Genomic DNA, 18,494 nt, shown 5'->3' with positions numbered 1-18,494 from the left:
CCCTGATTAGAGTCACCTCACCTGATGTCGTGACCCGCACCACGATGGGCAAAACGCCCCATCATCCCGTGCCGGGCCCGGGTTTATATGGATGGTGCGTCGAGCGCAGCAACGGCTGACGGCCCCGACGTTCCGTTCCCCCTTCCGTGGCGTGACCTCGAACAACCTATCTACAAATGAGGGGCGCGGCGGAAATACCGTCTATCTCGCAGAGGATGAACGAAGATGCTGAAATTGCTCCAACAGGTCCGGGTCCCCACCCTCGACCTGCCGGTCGAAGCCCGGCGCAAGCTCTGGTTCAAGCCGTTTATGCAATCCTATCTGGTTGTATTTATTGGCTACCTGACCATGTATCTGATCCGCAAGAACTTCAACATTGCGCAAAATGACATGATCCAGGAGTACGGTCTCTCCATGACCGAGCTCGGCATGATCGGCCTTGGCTTCTCCATCACCTACGGGGTGGGTAAGACCATCGTCTCCTACTACGCCGATGGCAAGAACACCAAGCAGTTCCTGCCGCTGATGCTGATCCTCTCCGCCCTGTGCATGCTGGGCTTCAGTGCCAGCATGGGCGGTACCGGGTTTAGCCTCTACCTGATGATCTTCTTCTACGCGGCCAGCGGTTTCTTCCAGAGCTGTGGTGGCTCGTGCAGCTACTCCACCATCACCAAGTGGACGCCCCGCAACAAGCGCGGTACCTATCTGGGCATGTGGAACCTCTCCCACAATGTGGGCGGTGCCGGTGCGGCCGGTGTGGCACTGTTCGGTGCCAACTACCTGTTTGATGGCAACGTGCTCGGCATGTTTATCTTCCCCTCCATCATCGCGCTGATCGTCGGCTTTATCGGCCTGCGTTTTGGTAGCGATTCACCGGAAGCCTATGGTCTGGGCAAGGTGGAAGAGCTGTTTGACGAAGTGGCGAGTGAAGAAGATGTCGCCACCGAGGAGCAGAAGCTGACCAAGGGTCAGATCTTCGTGAAGTACGTGCTGCTCAACAAGGTGATCTGGCTGCTCTGCTTTGCCAACATCTTCCTCTACGTGGTGCGCATCGGTATTGACCAGTGGTCCACCGTTTACGCTCACCAGGTGCTGGGCTTCTCCAAAGACGTGGCCATTCAGGGCTTCACCTTCTTCGAGGTGGGTGCTCTGGTCGGTACCCTGATGTGGGGTTACCTCTCCGACCTGGCCAATGGCCGTCGTGGTCTGGTGGCCTGCGTGGCGTTGGCGCTGATCATCGCCACCCTGGGGCTCTACCAGCATGCCACCACCCAGTTCATGTTCCTGGGCTCCCTGTTCCTGCTGGGCTTCCTGGTGTTTGGTCCGCAACTGCTGATCGGCGTCGCCGCCGTGGGCTTCGTCCCCAAGCAGGGCATCAGCGTGGCCGATGGCGTCAAGGGCACCTTCGCTTACCTGATTGGTGACAGCTTCGCCAAACTGGGTCTGGGCATGATCGCCGATGGCACCCCCATCTTCGGCCTGACCGGCTGGAGTGGCACCTTCGCGGCGCTGGATATCGCAGCAGCCGCCTGTCTGGTGCTGATGGGTTGTGTCGCGGTCGCCGAAGAGCGCAAGATCCGCCGCATCAAGCGCGAACTGAAAGCCGCCGAACTGGCCGCCCAGACCGCCTGATAGCCATCACAACAGACGCAGATTGTTCAGGGCCACCCACAGGGTGGCCCTTGTTGTTTAGAGCAACCAGACACCCGACTGGCCCGGCATGAGCCTGCACTACCGTTCAAGGGACGGGCATATCCCCATCAAGATCCCACTTTTCATATGGACTTTTGGTAAAAGCCCCCCACTGGCGCTATCTTGTTGCTCCCCCTTGTCAGCATCACAGAGAGCAGATGAAGATCGTCGCCGTCACCGCTTGCCCGACCGGTATTGCCCATACCTATATGGCTGCCGATGCCCTGCAAAAAGCCGCCACTGGGCTGGGACTCAAGATCAAGGTCGAGACTCAGGGCGCCATGGGCATGGAGAACATGCTGACCGCCCGCGATATTGCCAGCGCCGACCTGGTGCTGATTGCCTCCGATATCGAGATTGAGCAGAAAGAGCGCTTCCTCGGCTGCACCATCCATCAGGTGAGACTGGAAACCGTGCTGCTGGATGCCAACGCCGTACTCAAGGCCCTGCCGATCCCGGCCTGATGCTGACCCGCGAAATCACCTTCTACTGCCAGCAGGGGTTGAGCATCACCCAGGCCAAGCAGTTGAACCGGCTGGCGGGGATGTTCAAATCCACCATCCGCTGCGCCAACCTCACCCGGCGCCAGACCGTTGCCGCCAGCAACCAGCTCTCCCTGTTGACCCTCGCTACCCAGCCCGGCGATCTCTGCCAGTTGCAGATTGAAGGGTGCGATGCCGAGCTGGCCCACATGGCCTTCACCTGCTGGTGCGGGGAGCTGGGTCAACCACTGGTGCGCCCGCACACCGCCGCACTGGCGGAGTTGCGACTGGCCAACGCCCTGCCCGAGTACCATTTTGCCCTGCGCCAGCTGGCCCACAGCCCCGAACCGCTGACCAAGGCCGAGGCCCTCGAGCATCTGATCGATCTGCTGCCCGCCGAGCTGATCACCGACCGCGCCACACTGACCGCTGCGGTAGAGCGGCGCGAGCAGGTCTCGGCCACCATCATCCGCCCCGGCCTTGCCATGCCTCATGTATTGAGCGAAGGGATCAGCCAGCCAGCGCTGACCCTGCTTAGCTGCAAGGAGCCCATCGAGTGGGGCTCTCAAATAGGGCCGGTGCAGACCATTATTCTGCTGGCGGTGCCGGTTGGCAGCGGGCGGGAGACCCTGCGCCCCCTTACCCGACTGGCGCAGGCGATGATCGACGATGTGGTCAGCCACGCCCTGCTGTTGGCAGGCTCGCCCCCCGCCCGTCAGGCTATCGTGATCGAGAGCCTGCTAAGCTAGGCGAATTGGCTCTGGGCGCTGCTTGCTGTAACGCCAGCCATTCATCCTGCCCTCAGCACCCTGTGGTACACTCGCTGCCATCGTCTGTCTGAAGTGTGTATCCGATGAAATCTCCCCGCTCCCGTCTCTCCGTCAACCGTTCGCCGCGCGATAACGCCCCGCGCACGGCGGCCAAACCAGCAGCCCCTCGCAAACCGGAGCTGGCCCCCGAGGATCGCAAATTGCTCCTGCTGAACAAGCCCTACATGGTGCTCTGCCAGTTCACCGACGAGGCGGGCCGCGAGACCCTCAAGGATTACATCAAAGAGCCCGGCATCTATGCCGCAGGGCGGCTCGATCGCGACAGCGAGGGACTGTTGCTGCTCACCAACGATGGCAAGCTGCAGGCGCGCCTCACCCAGCCGGGAGAAAAGACCCCCAAGACCTATTGGGTGCAGGTGGAAGGGATCCCGAGCGAGGAGCAACTGGCCGCCCTGCGCGCCGGCGTGGAGCTCAATGACGGCATGACCCTGCCCGCCGCGGGGCGCGCATCATGGATGAACCTGCGGTGTGGCCGCGCAATCCGCCGATCCGCGAGCGCAAGGAGATCCCCACCAGCTGGCTGGAGATCAAGATCATCGAGGGGCGCAACCGGCAGGTGCGGCGGATGACCGCCCATATCGGCCACCCCACCTTGCGCCTTATTCGCTACGCCATCGGTGACTGGACCCTGGATGGTCTGGCCCCCGGCGAGAGCCGCTGCCTGCCCGCCCCCGAGCTGGCGCCGAGTTCCAGCAGCCGCCCGCGTCCCTCCTCATCTCGTTCAGGCGCTCATACCGTCAAACCGGCCAAACCGGCAGGGGATGCGCCACGGCGGGCCAGCCAGCCGAGACGGGACGAACGCCCCCGCAGCACTCACCCAACCGAGCATTCAACTTCAAACCCGACCGGCGGCAAACCCCGCAGCAGCGGGCGAGGAACGGCACGCCGACCGGCCCGAGCGGGCAATCCCAATAGCAACGACAAGGAGTCATGATGAGCAATCAGGCAGAGCAATCGGCCACCAGCCACGCCCGCATGGAGGCGCGCCTGACAGTCGCCGCCCTAGTACAGTGGCAGGGGCGCTTTCTGGTGGTGGAAGAGGAGATCAAGGGCAAGCGCCGTTTCAACCAACCCGCCGGCCATGTGGAGCCGGGGGAAAACCTGCTTGAAGCGGCTTGCCGCGAGCTCAAAGAGGAGACGGGTCTGACCGCCACGCCGACCGCCTGGCTTGGCACCTATCTGTTCAAACCGGCCGACAGCGAGGCCACCTATGTGCGTACCGCCATCATCTTCGACCTTGAAAAAGCGCCGGGTCAGCACCATCCAGAGGATCCTGACGGTGATGTGCTGGCTTGCCACTGGCTCACTCTGGAAGAAATAGCGGAATGCAAACCGGCCCTGCGCAGCCCCTTGGTATGGCAGTGCATTCAGGATTATCTGGCGGGGACACGGCTGCCACTGTCGGCACTCAAGGCCTTTATTTGAGAACCTGCCCACGCTCTTACTGCGAGGCCGTGATCAAGGCTCATGTGCTGCTCGGAATCCTCACGTATATATATACGCTCCGGTTCCTGCGCTGCTCTTTACCTTGCTGACGGCCTCTCGTGACAGATCGTGAACAGGCTATCCGATATCGTTTGGCACCATTTTTTCATCATGGTGCTGACAAACAGAAAAACGATTTCCTGCTATCAGGCTCCTGATGGGAACTGCGGCATGGATATGTGACCGGGGGCGCAAAACTCTGGTAGAATACGCCCCGTTTAAACGAACTGGTAACTTCGACTAATGACAGACAACAGCCAAATCAAGGTGATCGTCGGCATGTCCGGCGGCGTGGATTCTTCCGTCTCGGCCTACCTGCTCCAGCAGCAGGGCTATCAGGTCGAAGGCTTGTTCATGAAGAACTGGGAAGAAGACGACACGGACGAGTACTGCTCTGCCGCCCAGGATTTGGCTGATGCCAAGGCCGTCTGCGACAAGCTGGGGATGAAACTCCACACTATCAACTTCGCGGCTGAGTACTGGGACAATGTGTTCGAGCACTTCCTCGAAGAGTACAAGGCTGGCCGCACGCCGAACCCGGATATCCTGTGCAACAAGGAGATCAAGTTCAAGGCGTTCCTCGAATTTGCCGCCGAAGAGCTGGGTGCCACCTACATCGCCACCGGCCACTATGTGCGCCGTGACGACAGCACCGGCCGCCCGCGCCTGCTGCGCGGTCTCGATACCAACAAGGATCAGAGCTACTTCCTCTATACCCTGAGCGAAAAGCAAGTGGGTCAGAGCCTGTTCCCGGTTGGCGATCTGGAGAAGCCCGAGGTGCGCCGCATCGCCGAGCAGCTGGATCTCATTACCGCCAAGAAGAAAGACTCCACCGGCATCTGCTTTATCGGCGAGCGCAAGTTCAAGGACTTCCTGGCCAAGTTCCTGCCCGCCCAGCCCGGTAAAATCGAGACCGTGGATGGCAAGGTGATCGGCGAGCATCAGGGTCTGATGTATCACACCCTGGGCCAGCGCAAGGGGCTCGGCATCGGTGGTCGCAAAGATGCCACCGAAGAGGCCTGGTATGTGGTCGACAAAGAGGTCGAGCGCAACGTGCTGGTGGTGGCGCAGGGCGAGCATCCCCGTCTCTACTCCGATGGCCTGATTGCCAGCCAGTTGCACTGGGTGGATCGCACTCCGATCCGCGAGCCGCGTCGCTGCACCGTCAAGACCCGCTACCGTCAGCAGGATATCCCCTGCCTGATCCAGCCTATCGACGACGAGACCATCCGGGTCATCTTCGACGAGAAACAGGCTGCGGTGACCCCGGGCCAGTCCGCCGTCTTCTACGACGGGGAAGTGTGTCTGGGCGGCGGCATCATCGAACAACGTTTCAGCCATCCGGTTTGAATCCTTAACAGAAGGCAGCAGACGTGAGCGATAAATTCCAAGACAGAACAATGGCCTTTGCCGGCATCTGCCAGGCCGCGTATCTGGTGCAGAAGGTGGCCCGAGACGGCAGCTGTGACGAGGCCGCCCTGCGCGAGAGCCTCTCCAGCATTCTGGTGACCAACCCGAGCCAGCCGCTCGAGGTGTTCAACAACACCCATCTGGCCATTCGCGACGGCTACCGTGCGCTGGTCGAACAGCTGGGTGCCGACGGCAGCCAGAAGAATGCCGAGCTGACCCGCTACGTGGTGAGCCTGATTGCACTGGAGCGCAAGCTGGCCAAGCGCAAGGACATTCTCAATATGCTGGGTGAGCGGATCAGCCAGATTGGCCGCCAGCAACAGCACTTCGATCTGCTCGACGAGCAGATTTTGGCCAACATGGCGAGCATCTACAGCGATCTTATCAGCCCCATCGGGCCACGCATCCAGGTGGCGGGTACCCCGCTGTTCCTGCAGCAACCGCTGGTGCAGCACAAGGTGCGCGCCCTGCTGCTGGCAGGCATTCGTGCCTGCGTGCTGTGGCGTCAGCTCGGTGGCAGCCGCACCCAGATCATCTTTGCTCGCAAGAAGATGGTGGAGCTGGCCAAACGTTACTAATCATCGGCTCGCGCGCGGGCAAGCGAGGTCAACATCAGGGTGAACAGCCGCACATCCGCCTTGATGACGACTCAGCCCCACGCGCGAGTGGATATGGATCCCCCACACAAATCATCAGGAGTTCACCCCATGGAGCTGTCCGCGCTGACTGCTGTTTCCCCGATTGACGGTCGTTATGGCGACAAGGCCGATGCCCTGCGCCCTATCTTCTCCGAATTCGGCCTGCTGCGTTTTCGCGTCGAAGTCGAGGTGCGCTGGTTGCAAAAACTGGCCAGCCACGCCGGGATCCCGGAAGTCCCTGCCCTGAGCGCGGCCGCCAACGCCCTGCTCGACGGCATCGTCAGCAACTTCAACGAGAGTGACGCCGCCCGTATCAAACAGATCGAGCGCACCACCAACCATGATGTGAAAGCGGTGGAGTACTTCCTCAAAGAGAAAGTCGAAGTGAACCCGGAGCTGGCGGCTGTCAGCGAGTTCATCCACTTCGCCTGTACCTCGGAAGACATCAACAACAACTCCCACGGTCTGATGCTGAAAACCGCTCGCGAAGAGGTCATCAAGCCTTATTGCGAAAAGCTGATCAGCGAGCTCAAGCGTCTGGCTCACGAGTACCGTGACATGCCGCTGCTCTCCCGAACCCACGGCCAGCCGGCCACCCCGAGCACCATGGGCAAGGAGATGGCCAACGTCGCCTACCGTCTGGAGCGCCAGTTCAAGCAGATCATGGCGGTGGAGATCCTCGGCAAGATCAACGGCGCAGTCGGCAACTACAACGCCCACCTCAGCGCCTACCCGGATGTGGACTGGCACCAGTTCTCCGAGGAGTTTGTTACCTCCCTGGGTCTGACCTGGAACCCCTACACTACCCAGATCGAGCCGCACGACTATATCGCCGAGCTGTTCGACGCCATGGCCCGCTTCAACACCATCCTGATCGACTTCGACCGCGATGTGTGGGGTTACATCTCCCTGGGTCACTTCAAGCAGCGCACCATCGCGGGCGAGATCGGCTCCTCCACCATGCCGCACAAGGTCAACCCCATCGACTTCGAGAACTCCGAAGGCAATCTGGGTCTGGCCAACGCCGTGTTCCAGCATCTGGCGAGCAAGCTGCCTATCTCCCGCTGGCAGCGTGATCTGACCGACTCTACCGTGCTGCGCAACCTGGGTGTGGCGGTGGGTTACTCCCTGATTGCCTATCAGGCGACCCTCAAGGGTATCTCCAAGCTGGAAGCCAACGACGCCGCCATGGCTGCCGATCTGGATGCCAACTGGGAAGTGCTGGCCGAGCCGATCCAGACCGTGATGCGCCGCTACGGTATCGAGAAGCCCTACGAGAAGCTCAAGGAGCTGACCCGTGGTCGCCGCGTCGATGCCGAAGGGATGCGTACCTTTATCGACACCCTGGAGTTGCCGGAAGCGGTCAAGGTTGAGCTGAAGAAGCTGACACCGGCCAACTATATCGGCGACGCCCAGCGTCTGGTTGATCTGCTGAAGTAAGCCAACCGGCAGTGACGAAGGGGCCCTGTGCACGATACGCCACAGGGCCCCTGTTATTTTCCCTGCCACGGCAGGATCCCGAGTGGCTTTTCCCAAGCCTGCTTTGGGCAAAACCTCTTTGCGAGACACGAGAAACAGCATGTACGAACTCAATCTGGATATCGCTCACTTCCTCGAGCACTACTGGCAGAAGCGCCCGCTCCTTATCAAGGGTGGCTTCAAGGACTTTCAGGATCCCATCAGCCCGGACGAGCTGGCCGGTCTGGCCATGGAAGAGGTGGTCGAGTCCCGCCTCGTCACCCGTTTCGACGGCAAGTGGGATGCTGCCCACGGCCCCTTCGAATCCTACGACCATCTGGGCGAAGAGAACTGGACCATTCTGGTACAGGCTTGCAACCACTGGGCTCCCGAGGTGAACGAGCTGGCGGTGCCGTTCCAGTTCATCCCGGGCTGGCGCTTTGACGATGTGATGGTGAGCTTCTCCACCCCCCATGCGGGTGTCGGCCCCCACATCGACAACTACGATGTGTTCATCACCCAGGGGCTGGGCAAACGCCACTGGCGGGTTGGCGATGCCAAGCCGCTCAACGAGTTTGCCGCCCACGCCGCCCTGCTGCACTGCGAGCCGTTCGAGGCGATCATCGACGTCATCATGGAGCCGGGCGACATTCTCTACATTCCGCCCGGATTCCCCCACGAAGGCTACGCCATCGAGCCCTCCATGAACTTCTCGGTGGGTTTCCGCGCACCGGATGCCAAGGCGCTTATCTCCTCCTTTGCCGATCATCTGATCGACAACGAGGTGCGTACCGAGCGTTACGGCGATGCCGATCTCAAGCCCCGCGCCCGTCACGGCGAGATCCAGCCCCACGAGCTGCACCGTCTGCGCGAGCTGATGCAACAGGCGCTCGATGACGAGACCCTGTTCAAGGAGTGGTTCGGCACCATGATCTCCGAGGCCAAGCACGATCTGGACGTCAATCCGGTCGAGCCGGACTACAGTGCCGAGGAAGTGGCCGACCTGCTGACCCAGGGCGAGCCCGCCATCAAGGTGCCAGGTCTGCGCACCGTCTGGTTCAGCGGCGAGAGCCAGCAATGCTTCATCGACGGCGAAGCCTGGACGCTGCAGAGCGAAGACGCGGCAGCCATTTCGCTGTTGTGTGACAAGGACATCATCACTCAGGCCGACATGGTGGAGTTGGCCGATCAGGCTGGCTTCCTGCAACTGCTGACCCGTCTGGTCAACCGCGGTTACTGGTTCTTCAACTGATCCAGCAGTTAGCGAAGGATAAAAAGGCGCCTTATGGCGCCTTTTTTGTCACTCAGATGCGGTTCAATTAACAATCGATGCGTGAAGCTGAACCCACTCTTGATGAACCGACATGTGGTGATTTATTGAGCTAACATGGATGGGTATCATGCGTCCGTCCCTGTTCACAAGAGAAGCGCCACCATGCAAATCACCTCCAGGCCCATGCCGCTGCCCGATTACGGCAAATACCCCTCCTCTCCGGCTGTCACACCCGAGCAGGTCAGTCAGGCCCGTAACGAAGCACTGACCAAGAAGGATGAATTGCAGGCACAGAGCGAAGAGAAAGCAACGGCTCGCAGAACCCTGGCGGTCTCTTATACGGCTAACCAGCAAGATAAAGCCGTGGTGGAGCGCTACCTGGAGGCCAGCGGTCAGGAGAGCGACAGCAAGTCGGGCCCGAGCACGGCTGAACTCTATCAGGCGACCAATCGCTACCAGCGCCAGCAGAATCTCAGCGACTACATGCAATTCCAGCAGAGCCCGCTCGCCCAGCAGATGGGGGACATGGTGGGTGAAGATAATCGCAAGGGTACCCAGCTCGATATCATTGCCTGAGCCAATTTGCTCGAATAAGCCCGACAGGGACCAATACAAGATGAAAAAGCCCTCGATGAGGGCTTTTTCGTTATGGCTTGTCGCTGCGACGTCTCGCTATAAATGGGACACTTCTGCCTGCGCGTCCGGCAGCTCGTCGGGGAGTTCATCAAACAGGGGGTGATAGAGCACCTCACCCTGCACACCCGCAAAACCGCGCTCCTGTAGCTCCATAGCCATAAAGCAGTCGGCAGGCACCTCATAGATGCAGTGGAGGCCAAACTCGCTGGCCGGGCGGAAACCGAAACGGCTGTAATAGGCCGGATCCCCAAGTACAACCACCCCTTTCCAGTCCATTTCGAGCGCCGTATCAAGCCCTTCACGGATGAGATCAGAGCCAATACCCTGACCTTGCCAGTCGGGATGAACCGCGACCGGCGCCAGACCGAGCCAGGGCCCTTCCATGCCGTTAATGGTGATCGGGCTTAGCATCAGGTGCCCCATGAACTCGTACTCTTCCTCTTCGACCATGGTCACTACGGCAGCACCACATTCGCGCAGGCGGTTGACCAGTTCGGCCTCATCGGCACGACCGAAGGCGGCACTCAGCAGCTCATAGACCGGCAGCATGTCACCGGGGCGCTCGGTTCTCAACATCAGGTATTACTCCTCGTACAGCAGAGCGGGCATTATTCCACACAACGGCTGGTCATTCTGAGTACCTTTGTCCAAAAATGGGAGGGTGCACTCAGGAAAACGAGCTGCAAACTGCTGCTGCAAGGCGGTTAGCGTAGCCGGGGTGACCCTGTTCATCGCCTCGCTGTAGGCCAACCAAAGGGCGGGAGCCTCCCGCACCAACCGCTCAAAGGTCAGTTCGGGCGTTTGATGCCAACAGCCATCCAGCTCATCGACCAGCTCCGGCAGCTCCACCAGCAGCCGTAACTGCTGATAGCGTATCTGCGACGAGTCACCGTTGCCGCCCAGCGCCTGCGCCATCAATTGGTTGAACCAGTGGAGCCGTGATGCGCGCTCCTCGCGGCTGAGCAGATCGGGCCCCTGCCGCTGCAGCGCGGCCAGTTGCAGCAACCACGCCAGCCCCTGTTCATCCCTGTCTTTCAGCAAGACGCCGCCAAGATGGGACAACTGCTCCGGTTCGGCCTGCTCCAGCAGATCGACGGAATAACAGTGCAGCACCAGCAACCTCTCAAGATGCGGCGGGCAGCGAATAGAGCAGGACTCTTCCCCCGCGCCCCTCTCATCCACAAAGAGCGAGATGGCCAGCTTGCCGTTGGCACTCTGCCGATCCAACGTTACAGGATCCCACAGGATCACCACGGCGATCCGCTCATCAGCCAGCCAGCGGGAAATCTCCTCGGGCAAAGGATTGGGTAAGGAGGGAGCGCGATCCAGCCGCCAGTAACTCACCTCACACGGCTGGCGACCACTGATATGGCGCCGCCCGCGATAGTGCATCCCCACTTTTGCCATCACCCGGCCGGAGGCTAAATTGTCCGGCATATGGCGAGCCGTCAGCGCCGGCAGTTGCAGTTGGTCAAAGGCAAACTCCTTGACCAAGCCAGCGGCCCGAGTCGCCAGACCGCGATTTTGCCAGGGCACGCCCACCCACCAGGCGAGCTCGCCATTCCAGTGCAAGGAGATCACCCCAACCAGCGCCGCCCCTTGCTCCTCTGGCAAGGTGATGGCCCAGCTCCAGCCAAGGCCAAGCGCCGCCTTGCGCCAGCTAAGGGCCAGCCAGTCGCGGGCCCCCTCCGGCGGATAGGGGTGAGGAATATTGAGGGTATAGCGGGCCAGCGCCTCGTCGCTGCAATAGCGCACGATCTCTTGTTCATCCTCGGCGCGCAGTGCCCGCAGTTGCAGTGGAGCATCGCAATCTTGTTCCCGTAAAGAGGGTATCCGCAGGCGGCGTGCAAGCAGACGATTGAGCAGAGCGCCCAGATCCGCATGTGCATCCAGCGTCAGATCGGCGCCAACCGCCCCCAGCGTGAGCAGTCCCTGTTCCCGGGCCAACGTCAGCAAGGAAGCTGAACCACTTAGAAGGATCTGCTGGGTAGGATCGGCGTGGTGTTGCGGCAACAAATCCCCATCAAGCCAGGCGGCCAGCAGGGCACCGGGACAGATCACGCCATCAGGGGTCAGACCTGCCCAGAGGGCGCTCTGGTGATCGAGGGTGGCAGCAGCCTCCTTGCCCAAGAGCAGCTGCCAGCGATGGCCCTGCTGCTGCCAGTGGCCGACCACCTCGTTCCAATTGGGCTGCCACAGGCTCCCCTCGATCAACAGTTCCATCAGCCCGCCTGACAGGCCGCTGGCAGGCTCATGTGATGTGGATGCGCCTCGATGCGGGCAATCCAGTCACGAATGGCGGGCCACCCCTGCAGGGAGAAGATCCCCTCCTCCGCCACATGGGTGTAGGCGTAGAGGGCGATATCAGCGATGGTCGGCGCCTCGCCGCACAGATAGGGGCTCTTTTTCAGTTGTTGCTCCATCACCGCCAGCGCCTTCTCGCCACCGGCCTTCAGCCCGTCGAGCCGCGCCTCCTGCGACTCGGGCCGCCCCAGATAGCGGACGATAAAACGGGCCACCGCAATATAGGGCTCATGGCTGTACTGCTCGAAGAACATCCATTTGAGCACGTCGGCCTGCTGGCGCGGATCGGTCGGCCACAAAGACGAGCCCTGCGCCAGGTAGAAGAGGATGGCATTGGATTCGGCCAGCAGATCGCCGAGAGCAAGCTCCAGTACCGGGATCTTGCCGTTGGGGTTCATCGCCAGAAAATCGGGGGTTTGAGTCTCCCCCGCCGCGATATCGACCGCCACCCACTCGAGGGGCAGTTCAAGCCAGCGCGCCAGCAACCACGCCTTGTAGCAGTTGCCGGAGCGCAGATCACCGTACAGACGCATGCACACTCCTTGTGAAAAACAGATTTGAGAAACCGGTCAGGGAGCCAGACGCTCGATATGCCAGCCATCCCCGTCACGGGTGTAGTAGAAACGGTCGTGCAGACGGTGTTCACCCCCCTGCCAGAATTCGACCGTCTCGATTACCACCCGAAAGCCGCCCCAGAAGCTCGGCAGCGGCACTTCGCCGTTGGCAAACTTCTGTTTGAGCTCGAGAAACTTGGCCTCCAGCACACCGCGCGCCGAGATGCGGGTCGACTGTTTGGAGACCCAAGCGGCGATCTGGCTATCCTTGGGACGACTGTGGAAGTACTTCATCACCTCGAAGGTGCTCATCTTCTCCACCCGACCGGTCACATGCACCTGACGGTCGAGGGTGTGCCAGGGGAAGAGCAGGCTGATGCGGGGATTCCCCTCCAGCTGATGCGCCTTGCGACTGCCCATGTTGGTGTAGAAGACCATCCCCTGGGTGTCGTAGTGCTTGAGCAGCACGGTACGCTGCCAGGGCTGACCTTCGGCATCCACCGTCGCCACCACCATGGCGGTGGGATCGGTCAGTTTGGCCTCACAGGCCTGCGCCAACCACTTCTCGAACAGCGCCAGCGGCTCGGCCGGCAGATCGGCCCGGTGCAGCCCGCCACGGGTATACTCACGGCGCAGATCAGCAACATCCATCATCTTGATTTTCCTTCAAATAAATAATGGTTCCACGACCATCAAGAGAGTGACGCAGGCATTGTGCGCTCGATAAAGCGACCTTGTAAACCATACAAAAAAAGCGAAGAGGCTCACGCCTCTTCGCTTGGTTTATCAATTTACCAAAGATGGGTAATCTCACCCTTGGGTTATCTTGGTTTAGTAGCTCATGATCTCACGACGACGCAGTAGCGCAGCGATACCAAGGCCCAGCAGCGCGAACAGACCGGTCGAACCGCCGCCACCGCCGCCGCCATTGCTTTCAGGCTGGGGAGCCGGTGTATCGCTGCTCTTGGTCGCCAGTTTTGGCGTAATGGCATAGAAGATATTGTCGCTACAGGCCAGCTTGAGGCGAACAGCGCTGCCAGCATTGGCCGGAATGGTTACCTCATGAGCGCCATTGTTGCTCACGCCATTGACCAGCGGCTGCCAGCTCTTGCCTTCATCGTTGCTATAACTGATATCGACCCGCTGGCAGTTGATACGGCCACCGTCAGTTCCAGCTACTTGCCAGTTCACTGTGGTCGGGCTGCCAACCAGAATACGCTGGTCAGGGGCTGGCAATATCTTGAAGGTTTGTGAACCTGTATCGACCACTTCGACCGAGGTCTCATCATAGGCACCACCGCCTTTTCCATCACGGGCCACCAAACGGAAATTCAGAGTACGCGGTACATTGACCCATGGATCGCCCTTCTCTTCATCTTTTATTAGCTCAGGCTGTTGCAACATAAATCGTTCATATCCCCTTAGCTGAGTAGCCAAAGAAGGAAAGTGACGTTCAGGAGACGTTGTAGGCGCTACAAAACGATATAAGGGTCCATCGTTCAATTTCCCATAGTAAATATCAGATGCACTCTCTGTCGCTCGACCAAGATCAACCTGTTCCCAGCTAAAGGTCATTCCATCTTCACCAGAACCAATCCCTGTGAGTGAAAATGCAGTTCTAACAGGAATAACTTTTGATTGCGATGCTGGTGAGATATTCACATCAATATCTTGCTTGAACATAGGCTCAACAACGCCACAATTATCTGGACGGCTGGCTAGCACAGCAAGCATCTGCTCAATGGACTTGCTATGAAAATAACCAGTCGTTTTAGATTGCAGATTTTGTGACCCCATGCCAACTCTGCCCGGATAACCCATGATGGTCGCACCGCTACCAACCTCCCAAGCGGAATTAGCTACACGTCCGCCTTGGTCGACATTAAAGATATGCTCTGCACCGAGCTGATGACCCACTTCATGGGCAAAGGTATCGACAAACATCGCATCGATCTCTGCGATTCCCGCTCCCGAGCTGCCATTACCGGCTCCACTCATTGCATTAGATCGCAAGTTTCGACCAGGGGACTTATTCCCAAAATAATCCAGATTTGGAGCTGCGCACAGCGTCCCCCATGCCAAGCCAGAATAATTAGTCGTCATCAGCACGTGGCCAATATCAAACTCACCTAACTTTTTCGCAGGATTGGTTTCTCTTTGAGCCAACAGTTGAACAAGCTCATTTCGATGTGCATCATCACGGTCTATTGTAGGCGTGGTAAATGTGCGGTCTTTATTAGTTCCATTAAAAAATAGATCTGTGTCCGGATCGTCAAAAATAATATTATCATTGCCATCAGCCAAGATAAATTTTATACCGAGATCACGCTCATATATCTCATTGACTCGAACCAGCAATGTTACAATAGATGACAAAGCACCTATTTTACCATGAAATGAGGTGGTGTACTCTCCAGTGGTAGATATCGCAATCCGATATGTTTTTATTCCAGGAAAGTTATATTTTTGTGCTGCTTGCTTAGTTGCACTATCTAACAATGAGCGCTTTTTTTCACTTTCATGCTCACTTGTATTATTCTGCATCAGCTCTTCATGATGCCCATTTTTTCGCGGCTTTACATTTTTCTTGTAATAAACAGAATAAAGACCACTACGTTGAACATCAATAAACACCTGCTCCCCTTGGTGCATAAACATGCCATTAAAACCACGTGGGGAAATATCAAAACTACCGGTATTATTTTCATTGCCCACTTCATGGCCTTTAAAGGTCATGATATCCGGATACTTGGCGGCCAATGCAGGTGGCAACACCGACGAGGGCTGCACTTCAAATTGCACCATTCCACCATTTGGTAATGGCAAAGTAATCAGCGTATCGCCAGCACGCAGATTTTGAATAAACTCTTCATCGACCTTAAAGCTGGTATAGGCACTAGTTGTGACTGTATCAGCCGCCTGCCTATTGTGTGCTTCGACCATATGCCATGGGGATGCCAGCGCGATATTGGCTGACATTGCGATGACAACTGAGATTGCATTTATTGTGAACTTCATCATTATTAATCACCTGACTGAACAGCCGGCGAGAATAACGTGACGCAAGTCACAATTCAACTTTTTCAATAAAAATTAAATGAATTTTATTTCATTTAAAATCATAAGGTTAGTGAGTTAAAGTTTATAAACAGCTCATTTTGTTAGCATTTTAAGCAGTTCTTTTAATAGAGTTAAAACTCCAAAAAAATTATATGGAGGCTCATATGTGAGTCATCGAATCATTCCCATGAGGCTATCACTATGTTTGGAATATTAGAGTTATAACTCCAATCATGCCGATTTACACGCCGTTGTTGAACAGCCACTACGGCCTTGAAATCGCCTCCGGCATGCACCTTTCCAGCATCTGTCGGTTATATCGGGTGGCATAGTCAATCCGCTGCTCAAACTCCGATTCCTTGCCCATCTCAATGACATCACCGAACCCTTTCAGATAACGGACTCCGCACCGGGTTCTCGCTTCTGCTTGCAATGACTCCACAACCCCCGGAGCCATACCGCCGCGCCCGCCACGCACGATGAGCCGATAATCCTGAGCAGCAAGACTTTCATCTATTGCCTCGGTCAGTGATGCGGCCACAACAGGCGCTGCGCAGATATATAGAAACAGCAAACTGACGGCTAACCGTAATACCTGCGCCATCCGGCTGCCCCTCCCATCAGGAGGATCACGATAAGATTCACTGCACCACCACCACCGCCGCCACCCGCATTGTTGTCGGTAATGACAGTTGCACTTTCCGTAGTGGCAGACGCATTACCTCTTATCCCATTGATAGAGAAAAAAATATTATTGCTGCATGCCAGCTTCAGCCTGGCCGTGCTGGTCAACGGTGCAGGCAACACCACACTGGCCGAACCGTTATTGGCAAGCCCGCTTGCCAGCGTAGCCCAAGTAGAACCACCATTCTGTGTCAGTGCCAAATCCACGCTGGGACAATTGATAGGAGGCTGATCGGTCCCGGCAACATTCCATGTCACTAGCTGAGTGCTACCCGCCACCATGGCGCCGATCTGCGGAGCTGTGATGGCAAATGCCGCGCCGGTATTGATCACCTGAACCACCATTTCATCACTGCTCACCGCCCCCTGACCATCACGTACGGTAATGCGGAACTGGAGATTGCGATTGGTCGCAGGCCACGCCTCTCCTTTAGCCAAGACACCCGATATCAGAGAGCTCATGGCGGGCAATGTTCTACGGGGATCCGATGTTGGTGAAACAAAGCGAAACAGCGGGCGGGTTCCATCATCCACCATGGTTGCCACGCTGTAGGATGCATTGCCAAGATCAACCTGCTCCCAGGTGTAACTGAGGGGATGACCATCCAGATCCAGCGCACTACCGACAAGAGTGAAAGGCGTATTGGCGGGGATCACCCTATCGCCCCCCGCATCCACAACCGGCGCGTTATTGGCAAGCGCCAGGTCGGTGCCGCAGGAGGGCAGAGAGGCCATCAGAGCCCGCATCTGCTCGATCGACTTGCTGTGAAAGAAAGGTGTGCTGTTAACCTGCAGATTCTCCTCACCACAGATCCCGGCATAGGCCATGATGGTCGAGCCACTGCCCGGTTCCCAGGCTGAGCTAGCCTTGCGACCCGTGGCACAACTGTCGGCCATGCCATTGAAGGAGTGCTCGGCCCCCAGCTGGTGCCCCAATTCGTGAGCCACATAATCAATAAAAAATGCATCACCGATAGGCTGTGAGCCTCCGGTCATGCCCCGTGAACGGCTGAAAGGGTTGCATAAAGATCTCAGGGTCGCCACCCCGCCGCCTGATGTCGCCAGCAGATGGCCCAGATCAAAAGAAGGATTGAGCAACACCCCCTGTTGGGTCTGGTTGATGGCGATATCCTGAGTCGAGTTGGTGAAAGGATCCGTCGCAGGATCGGTGAAAATCACATTATCCGTATCAGCTGCAAGCTGAAACTCGGCCCCCACATCACGGCGATAGACTTCATTGACCCGATTAAGCAGTGTTGCAATGGCCGAGAGTGCTGCAACCTTGGTACCACCGTGATACTGGGTATATTCCCCGGTTGCCGAGATGGCGATAGTGTAGCGCTTGCGCAAATTGCCATCGACCAGCACAGCTCGCTCACGCTCGATACCATGAGGATCAATCACCTGATCCACATCCTGTCGCCGCCAGGCATCTTGCTGTTCATAAACGGCATAAGAGAAACCGTCCTGAAGCGGATCGACATAAAAGGTACGCCCCTGATGGGTAAACATACCGTGAAAACCATGTATGGTGACATCAAATCGGCCTGTATCCGCCGCCCGATCGATAGCCTTCCCACTGTAAGTATTGATAGAAGGGTAGCGCTGGGCCAAAGGCTCCGGGAGCAAGGCATTGGGATGAACATCAAACTGCACCGTAGTGCCATCCGGCAATGGCAAGGTCAATACACTGGCGAGATGCCCGGGTTCAAAAGGCTTGTCAGGAACCACCACTCTGACCTTTTCAGCTCGCACATCATAGATCCCTCCCCTTTCCAAGTTTTCATCCATGAAGGTCCACTGTGGTTCTGCTGCTACCTGAACAGACAAACTGGTGATAATCACCGCAATGCCATGCTTCATAGAGCCTCCTTGCCCTACCTTGGTGACAACAAGTATGGTGCAGCGTCAATTGACGATCTGCGTGACAGACAGAAAAGAAAATTCGCACAAAACTTCTGTCACGCTGAAAAATCGTGCTACACCCG

General features: G+C 57.9%; 16 protein-coding genes and 1 pseudogene. 10 read left to right on the top strand and 7 right to left on the bottom strand.

The window, feature by feature from the left end:
• Positions 1-225 precede the first annotated feature (225 nt).
• The 10 genes and pseudogenes from uhpT (at position 226) to ACTG20_RS08260 (ending at position 9,844) form a co-directional block, all read left to right on the top strand.
• Positions 226-1,632 (top strand): hexose-6-phosphate:phosphate antiporter, encoded by a 1,407-nt coding sequence (gene uhpT, locus ACTG20_RS08305; protein ID WP_439987550.1) that lies wholly within the window; start codon positions 226-228, stop codon positions 1,630-1,632.
• 218 nt (positions 1,633-1,850) lie between these two features.
• Positions 1,851-2,156: a PTS fructose transporter subunit IIB gene (locus tag ACTG20_RS08300; RefSeq protein WP_005334611.1), complete on the top strand. Its 306-nt coding sequence runs from the start codon at positions 1,851-1,853 to the stop codon at positions 2,154-2,156.
• Positions 2,156-2,923 carry a PTS sugar transporter subunit IIA gene (locus ACTG20_RS08295; RefSeq protein WP_194496024.1) on the top strand — a complete coding sequence of 256 codons (768 nt, stop codon included), beginning with the start codon at positions 2,156-2,158 and terminating at the stop codon, positions 2,921-2,923. Before ACTG20_RS08300 ends, ACTG20_RS08295 begins: the two co-directional genes overlap by 1 nt.
• Before the next feature lie 104 nt (positions 2,924-3,027).
• Positions 3,028-3,938, top strand: a pseudogene (gene rluE / locus ACTG20_RS08290) (23S rRNA pseudouridine(2457) synthase RluE).
• The gene (locus tag ACTG20_RS08285; RefSeq protein WP_194496059.1) at positions 3,938-4,429 is read left to right on the top strand and encodes an NUDIX hydrolase; all 492 of its coding nucleotides are present in this window, start codon (positions 3,938-3,940) and stop codon (positions 4,427-4,429) included. The pseudogene rluE and the gene ACTG20_RS08285 overlap by 1 nt, the downstream one beginning before the upstream one ends.
• Positions 4,430-4,732: 303 nt before the next feature.
• The gene (gene mnmA, locus ACTG20_RS08280) at positions 4,733-5,839 is read left to right on the top strand and encodes a tRNA 2-thiouridine(34) synthase MnmA (protein WP_005353619.1); all 1,107 of its coding nucleotides are present in this window, start codon (positions 4,733-4,735) and stop codon (positions 5,837-5,839) included.
• A gap of 23 nt (positions 5,840-5,862) precedes the next feature.
• On the top strand, positions 5,863-6,477 hold the full coding sequence (gene hflD, locus ACTG20_RS08275; protein WP_005334622.1) for a high frequency lysogenization protein HflD: 615 nt from the start codon (positions 5,863-5,865) through the stop codon (positions 6,475-6,477).
• Positions 6,478-6,606: 129 nt separating this feature from the next.
• Entirely contained in the window at positions 6,607-7,977 is a 1,371-nt protein-coding gene (purB, locus tag ACTG20_RS08270; protein WP_005334624.1) for an adenylosuccinate lyase, read from the top strand.
• Between the two features lie 139 nt (positions 7,978-8,116).
• Positions 8,117-9,247, top strand: a complete 1,131-nt coding sequence (locus ACTG20_RS08265; RefSeq protein ID WP_005353621.1) for a ribosomal protein uL16 3-hydroxylase — start codon at positions 8,117-8,119, stop codon at positions 9,245-9,247.
• Between the two features lie 183 nt (positions 9,248-9,430).
• A complete protein-coding gene (locus ACTG20_RS08260; RefSeq protein ID WP_194496022.1) occupies positions 9,431-9,844 on the top strand; it encodes a hypothetical protein in 414 nt (137 codons plus the stop codon).
• A 96-nt stretch (positions 9,845-9,940) separates the two neighbouring features.
• Here ACTG20_RS08260 and ACTG20_RS08255 read toward each other — a convergent pair whose 3' ends face one another.
• The 7 genes from ACTG20_RS08255 to ACTG20_RS08225 all read right to left on the bottom strand — a co-directional run bounded on the left by ACTG20_RS08255 (position 9,941) and on the right by ACTG20_RS08225 (position 18,369).
• Entirely contained in the window at positions 9,941-10,480 is a 540-nt protein-coding gene (locus ACTG20_RS08255) for a GNAT family N-acetyltransferase (protein ID WP_194496021.1), read from the bottom strand.
• Between the two features lie 6 nt (positions 10,481-10,486).
• On the bottom strand, positions 10,487-12,127 hold the full coding sequence (locus ACTG20_RS08250) for a GNAT family N-acetyltransferase (RefSeq protein WP_194496020.1): 1,641 nt from the start codon (positions 12,125-12,127) through the stop codon (positions 10,487-10,489).
• On the bottom strand, positions 12,127-12,741 hold the full coding sequence (locus ACTG20_RS08245; RefSeq protein WP_194496019.1) for a glutathione S-transferase family protein: 615 nt from the start codon (positions 12,739-12,741) through the stop codon (positions 12,127-12,129). The genes ACTG20_RS08250 and ACTG20_RS08245 overlap by 1 nt, the downstream gene beginning before the upstream one ends.
• A 36-nt stretch (positions 12,742-12,777) precedes the next feature.
• Positions 12,778-13,416 carry a pyridoxamine 5'-phosphate oxidase gene (gene pdxH, locus ACTG20_RS08240; protein ID WP_194496018.1) on the bottom strand — a complete coding sequence of 213 codons (639 nt, stop codon included), beginning with the start codon at positions 13,414-13,416 and terminating at the stop codon, positions 12,778-12,780.
• 177 nt (positions 13,417-13,593) lie between these two features.
• A complete protein-coding gene (locus tag ACTG20_RS08235) occupies positions 13,594-15,783 on the bottom strand; it encodes a reprolysin-like metallopeptidase (protein ID WP_194496017.1) in 2,190 nt (729 codons plus the stop codon).
• 304 nt (positions 15,784-16,087) lie between these two features.
• The gene (locus ACTG20_RS08230; RefSeq protein WP_080768659.1) at positions 16,088-16,426 is read right to left on the bottom strand and encodes a hypothetical protein; all 339 of its coding nucleotides are present in this window, start codon (positions 16,424-16,426) and stop codon (positions 16,088-16,090) included.
• Positions 16,405-18,369 carry a reprolysin-like metallopeptidase gene (locus ACTG20_RS08225; RefSeq protein ID WP_194496016.1) on the bottom strand — a complete coding sequence of 655 codons (1,965 nt, stop codon included), beginning with the start codon at positions 18,367-18,369 and terminating at the stop codon, positions 16,405-16,407. The genes ACTG20_RS08230 and ACTG20_RS08225 overlap by 22 nt, the downstream gene beginning before the upstream one ends.
• Positions 18,370-18,494: the final 125 nt, after the last annotated feature.

Origin of the sequence: Aeromonas sp. 84A, assembly GCF_051919345.1 — a bacterium.
GTDB classification, from domain to species: Bacteria; Pseudomonadota; Gammaproteobacteria; order Enterobacterales; family Aeromonadaceae; genus Aeromonas; species Aeromonas veronii.
The sequence above is the reverse complement of the archived record's forward strand: the minus strand, read 5'-3'. Positions and strand labels throughout refer to the sequence as shown.

Bases quoted from the DNA above. Each gene is read 5' to 3' on its own strand.
- ACTG20_RS08285 (WP_194496059.1), top strand. From the start codon at position 3,938: ATGAGCAATCAGGCAGAGCAATCGGCCACCAGCCACGCCCGCATGGAG.
- uhpT (WP_439987550.1), top strand. From the start codon at position 226: ATGCTGAAATTGCTCCAACAGGTCCGGGTCCCCACCCTCGACCTGCCG.
- ACTG20_RS08265 (WP_005353621.1), top strand. From the start codon at position 8,117: ATGTACGAACTCAATCTGGATATCGCTCACTTCCTCGAGCACTACTGG.
- ACTG20_RS08230 (WP_080768659.1), bottom strand. From the start codon at position 16,426: ATGGCGCAGGTATTACGGTTAGCCGTCAGTTTGCTGTTTCTATATATC.
- ACTG20_RS08235 (WP_194496017.1), bottom strand. From the start codon at position 15,783: ATGATGAAGTTCACAATAAATGCAATCTCAGTTGTCATCGCAATGTCA.
- ACTG20_RS08245 (WP_194496019.1), bottom strand. From the start codon at position 12,741: ATGCGTCTGTACGGTGATCTGCGCTCCGGCAACTGCTACAAGGCGTGG.
- ACTG20_RS08300 (WP_005334611.1), top strand. From the start codon at position 1,851: ATGAAGATCGTCGCCGTCACCGCTTGCCCGACCGGTATTGCCCATACC.
- ACTG20_RS08250 (WP_194496020.1), bottom strand. From the start codon at position 12,127: ATGGAACTGTTGATCGAGGGGAGCCTGTGGCAGCCCAATTGGAACGAG.
- pdxH (WP_194496018.1), bottom strand. From the start codon at position 13,416: ATGATGGATGTTGCTGATCTGCGCCGTGAGTATACCCGTGGCGGGCTG.
- purB (WP_005334624.1), top strand. From the start codon at position 6,607: ATGGAGCTGTCCGCGCTGACTGCTGTTTCCCCGATTGACGGTCGTTAT.
- mnmA (WP_005353619.1), top strand. From the start codon at position 4,733: ATGACAGACAACAGCCAAATCAAGGTGATCGTCGGCATGTCCGGCGGC.
- ACTG20_RS08260 (WP_194496022.1), top strand. From the start codon at position 9,431: ATGCAAATCACCTCCAGGCCCATGCCGCTGCCCGATTACGGCAAATAC.
- ACTG20_RS08225 (WP_194496016.1), bottom strand. From the start codon at position 18,369: ATGAAGCATGGCATTGCGGTGATTATCACCAGTTTGTCTGTTCAGGTA.
- ACTG20_RS08295 (WP_194496024.1), top strand. From the start codon at position 2,156: ATGCTGACCCGCGAAATCACCTTCTACTGCCAGCAGGGGTTGAGCATC.
- ACTG20_RS08255 (WP_194496021.1), bottom strand. From the start codon at position 10,480: ATGTTGAGAACCGAGCGCCCCGGTGACATGCTGCCGGTCTATGAGCTG.